The sequence below is a fragment of the Caulobacter sp. D5 genome (genome assembly GCF_003185805.1).
Taxonomy (GTDB): Bacteria; Pseudomonadota; Alphaproteobacteria; order Caulobacterales; family Caulobacteraceae; genus Caulobacter.
Window position 1 is genome coordinate 1 of sequence record NZ_QHJY01000467.1, and the last position, 3,842, is coordinate 3,842.

The following is a 3,842-nucleotide window of genomic DNA, read 5'->3' on the forward strand; positions in this document are numbered from 1 at the left end:
GCGCTGTTGCGGGCGAAGTGCCGGCACGCCGGCTGAAGGTGTAACCACTCACCCTCCCATGCTTCGCATGGGCCCCTCCCTCTCTCACAGAGAGAGGGGTCGGGTGGGCCTTGCCTCGCCCGCGCCCAGGCCATATATCGCATATACGAAACGTATATGATCGAGATATCCCATGGGCATCGTCAACATCGAGGACGAACTGCACGAGCAGCTGCGGCGGGCCAGCAAGGCGTCGTACCGGTCGATCAACGGCCAGGCGGCGTTCTGGATCAGGATCGGCATGCTGTGCGAGCTGCATCCACACCTGACCTTCCAGGAACTGGTGGCGCGCGAGCTGCGGGAGGCGGGCGTGGACGGCGACGATCCGGCGCCTGACGGCCCGAAGGCGGCCAAGGCCGTCGAGGCGTTGCCGTGACCATCGAGCACGAAGACCAGCTGGAGAAGCTGCGCGTCATCGGCGCCCTGGTGGCCCGCACCCTGGCGGCCATGGGCGCGGCCCTGGAGCCGGGCATGACCACCCGGGAACTGGACGACATCGGCCGCGCCCTGCTGGAGAAGGACGGCGCGCGCTCGGCCCCGGAGCTGACCTACAACTTCCCGGGCGCGACCTGCATTTCGGTGGGTCCCGACTGCGCCCACGGCATTCCCGGCGACACGGTGATCAAGGCCGGCGACCTGATCAACATCGACGTCTCGGCCGAGCTGGACGGCTATTTCGGCGACACCGGCGCCAGCTTTTCCGTGCCGCCGACACCTAAGCGCATCGAGCGCCTGTGCCGCGACGGGCGGCGGGCGATGTGGGCGGGCATCCGGGCCGTGCAGCCCGGCGGCCGGCTGAACGCGATCGGCGGCGCCATCGAGACCTTCGCCGAGAAGAACGGCTACAGCCTGGTGCGCAACCTCGCCAGCCACGGGGTCGGCCGCTCGCTGCACGACGAGCCCCGCGAGATCCCCACCTGGCGCGAGCCGCGCGACCGCCGCACGATCCCCGAAGGCCTGGTCTTCACCATCGAGCCCTTCCTGTCGCTCGGCGCCGACTGGGTCGAGGAGCTGGACGCCGGCTGGACCCTGCGTCCGCCGCGCGGCCAGCCCACCGTGCAGTACGAGCACACCCTGGTGGCGACGCGGAACGGACCGCTGGTGCTGACGCTGGCCTGAGGGGGCGCACCGCCCCTTACGGGCTCAAGAAGCGCCCACACCGCTGGCGAAGCGGGGCCAAAGCCTCTATCTGCGTCCCCATGCTGATGGTCATCTCTCCCGCCAAGTCGCTCGACTTCACCGCGCCCAGCGAGGTGCTGCCGCTGACGACGCCGGCCCTGAAGCCGCAGATCGCCGAACTGGCCAAGGTCACGCGCAAGCTGACCGCCGCCGACCTGCGCCGGCTGATGCACATCTCCGAAAAGCTGGCCGACCTGAACCGCGAGCGCTTCCAGCATTTCGACCCTCAGGTCGAAGAGGGGCTCCAGGCCGTGATCGCCTTCAACGGCGACGTCTATGCCGGCCTGGCGGCGCGCGAGCTGGACCGCGCCTCGCTGGAATGGGCGCAGGACCACCTGCGGATCCTGTCGGGCCTCTACGGCGTGCTGCGGCCGCTGGACGCCCTGCAACCCTACCGCCTGGAGATGGGCACCCGCCTGAAGACCAAGCGCGGCGCCACCCTCTACGACTTCTGGGGCGAGACCATCGCCAAGACCCTCAACGAGGCCGCCGCCGGCCACGCGGACCCGACCCTGGTGAACCTGGCCAGCCAGGAATATTTCGGCGCCGTCGACGCCAAGGCCCTGAAGCTGCCGGTGGTCACCTGCCACTTCAAGGAAGAGAAGGCCGGAACCCTGAAGGTGCTGGGCTTCTACGCCAAGAAGGCGCGCGGCCGCATGGCCCGCCACATCATCGACGGCCGCATCGAGAAGGCCGCCGACCTCAAGGCCTTCGACCGCGACGGCTACCGCTTCCGGCCCGAGCTCTCCACCGAGGCCGACTGGGTTTTCGCTCGCCCGCAGCCCTGAATTCATCTAACGATGAATTTATAACCCCTCGTTCTTTCGCAACGGCGGGCTATATGTTGCGTTGCAACAATTCAAGCGGCCCGAGCGGCCGGCAGGAGAGCGCCATGGCGGTGGATTTCGGGTTGCAGGGGCAGGTCGCGATCGTCACCGGCTCGACCAGCGGCATCGGCCACGCCCTGGCCGACGCCCTGGCCGCCCAGGGCGTCAACATCGTGCTCAACGGCCTGGGCGAGATGACCGCCATCGAGCGCACCCGCTCGGAACTGGCCGAGAAACACGGCGTCGAGGTGCTGTACCACGGCGCCGACATGACCAAGCCGGTCGAGATCGCCGACATGGTCAAGGCCGCCAAGGCCGAGTTCGGCGAGCTGGACATCCTGGTCAACAACGCCGGCGTCCAGCACGTGGCCCCCGTCGAGGAATTCCCCGACGACAAGTGGGACCTGATCATCGCCATCAACCTGTCGTCGGCCTTCCACGCCAGCAAGGCGGCGATCCCGATCATGCGCGAGCAGGGCCGCGGGCGGATCGTCAACATCGCCTCGGCGCACGGGCTGGTCGCCTCGCCCTACAAGTCGGCCTATGTGGCCGCCAAGCACGGCATCCTGGGGCTGACAAAGACCATCGCCCTGGAAGTGGCCCAGCAGGGCATCACCTGCAACGCCATCTGCCCCGGCTTCGTGAAGACCCCGCTGGTCGAGGCCCAGATCACCGACCAGGCCAAGGCCCGCGGCATCAGCGAAGAGGCGGTGATGAAGGACGTGATCCTGGCCGCCCAGCCGACCAAGCAGTTCGTGACCTTCGAGCAGCTGGCCGGCCAGCTGCTGTATCTCGTCAGCGACCTGGGGGCCTCGGCCAACGGCGCCTCCTTCGCCATCGACGGCGGCTGGACCGCGCAATAGGGATCTAGCCCCATGCCCATCGCGCCGCTGAAGAGGAAGCCCAAGGGGCCGCGTCCGATCAGCCTGGCGCTGCAGGGCGGCGGCTCGCACGGCGCCTTCGAGTGGGGCGTGATCGAGCGGCTGCTGGAGGAGGAGAGCCTGGAGATCCAGGCGATCACCGCCGCCTCGGCCGGGGCGATGAACGCGGTGGCCTACGCCTCGGGCCTGATCGCCGGCGGCCGCGAGGGGGCCAAGGCCTCGCTCGACGACTTCTGGAAGCAGGTCAACCGCAACGGCGGCCGCAACGTCTTCGGCGACACCAGCATCTGGACCAGCGCCTTCGGAGGCGCCTTCGGCGGCGCGGCCGACTGGATCAAGAACACCCCGGGCTGGCGGCTGGCCGAGACCCTGGCCCTGTCGATGAGCCCCTACGAGTTCAACCCGTTCAACCTCAATCCGCTGAACGACATCCTCGACGCGGCGATCGACTTCGAGGCCCTGCGCACCCGCTCGCCGGTCAAGCTCTACATCGCCGCCACCGCCGTACGCACCAGCAAGGCCAAGGTGTTCCGCGAGACCGAACTGACCGCCCGCCACGTGCTGGCCAGCGCCTGCCTGCCGCAGGTGTTCCAGGCGGTGGAGATCGACGGCGAGCCCTACTGGGATGGCGGCTTTCTGGCCAACCCGCCGCTGTGGCCCCTCTTCTACGACAAGACCCCCGACGACATCCTGCTGGTCAGCCTCAACCCCTTCGTCCGCGACGAGACGCCCAAGACCCCGGGCGAGATCATGGACCGCCTGAACGAGATCACCTTCAACGCCGCGTTGTCCTCGGAACTGCGCGCCATCGGCTTCGTGCAGAAGCTGCTCGACGAAGGCCTCTTGAAAGACAACGCCCGGGGGCGCTATCGGCGGATGCTGCTGCACGCCATCAAGGCCGACGAGCCGCTGGCCG

Annotated in this window: 5 protein-coding genes; all 5 read left to right on the forward strand. The window is 68.5% G+C overall.

Translation table 11 applies throughout. The features are described from left to right. The first annotated feature begins 172 nt into the window (after positions 1-172). Positions 173-415 (forward strand): ParD-like family protein, encoded by a 243-nt coding sequence (locus tag DMC18_RS23695; RefSeq protein WP_110118304.1) that lies wholly within the window; start codon positions 173-175, stop codon positions 413-415. Next, entirely contained in the window at positions 412-1,158 is a 747-nt protein-coding gene (gene map, locus DMC18_RS23700) for a type I methionyl aminopeptidase (RefSeq protein WP_110133371.1), read from the forward strand. Before DMC18_RS23695 ends, map begins: the two co-directional genes overlap by 4 nt. Positions 1,159-1,238: 80 nt before the next feature. Further along, positions 1,239-2,006, forward strand: a complete 768-nt coding sequence (gene yaaA, locus DMC18_RS23705; protein WP_110118302.1) for a peroxide stress protein YaaA — start codon at positions 1,239-1,241, stop codon at positions 2,004-2,006. 104 nt (positions 2,007-2,110) lie between these two features. Further along, the gene (locus tag DMC18_RS23710; RefSeq protein WP_110118301.1) at positions 2,111-2,908 is read left to right on the forward strand and encodes a 3-hydroxybutyrate dehydrogenase; all 798 of its coding nucleotides are present in this window, start codon (positions 2,111-2,113) and stop codon (positions 2,906-2,908) included. 12 nt (positions 2,909-2,920) lie between these two features. Next, a partial coding sequence (locus DMC18_RS23715) for a patatin-like phospholipase family protein (protein ID WP_110133372.1) occupies positions 2,921-3,842 on the forward strand: 922 nt, incomplete at its 3' end.